Annotated in this window: 1 pseudogene; it reads right to left on the bottom strand. The window is 35.8% G+C overall.

Features of this window, described 5'->3' with window-relative positions:
* Positions 1–216: 216 nt before the first annotated feature.
* Positions 217–617, bottom strand: a pseudogene (locus tag J4D97_RS23190) (glycosyl transferase family 2); the annotation flags it as partial.

Raw genomic sequence — 617 nt, 5'->3', positions numbered from 1 at the left:
GCTCCTAATTCAGCTACTTTCAGAGACCGAAAAAGCAAGGCAAAGTAAACAATATTGATGGCTTGGATAACAATGTTACCCGAAAGAGACATCAAGTGATTATTACGCAGATATGATTTCAGCGTAAAATTGAATTTATTCTTCATTCGAATTCAAACCGTGACACACGATAAAAGACATGTGGGGATTTTATTAACCGCCTTTGCATGTCTTTTTCTACAAATCCTTTACTCGTTTACCCAAGTGTATGTCGAAGTTGTACTTAACTTGCCTAAATATATTTCTAACAATCATGATTAACAGATTATTACTCCGACGCCAGTCAGCCCGAGTCACAGTACTAGGCTCATCACTAGTATTTTCCTGTGCAAACAAACTATTAAAGTTATTATAAAAAATTCCTTTCCCTTTATTCTGGATAAAGGAAATACACATTAGGTATTCTGTGCGGTCGGATTTAATATCTTCTTTATACCGACCAAACTTTTCTAAAAATGAACTACGTCTCAAATGAGGGTGGTCACTATAGCCGTATATCTTCGACGTATCGGTAAACCATGGTTTATAAATTATTTCTGCGAACCCTCCAAAATACGGTTTTAAATAGGGATAGGGAT

This window comes from Hymenobacter defluvii, assembly GCF_017589435.1.
Taxonomy (GTDB): domain Bacteria; phylum Bacteroidota; class Bacteroidia; order Cytophagales; family Hymenobacteraceae; genus Hymenobacter; species Hymenobacter profundi.
The sequence above is the reverse complement of the archived record's forward strand: the minus strand, read 5'-3'. Positions and strand labels throughout refer to the sequence as shown.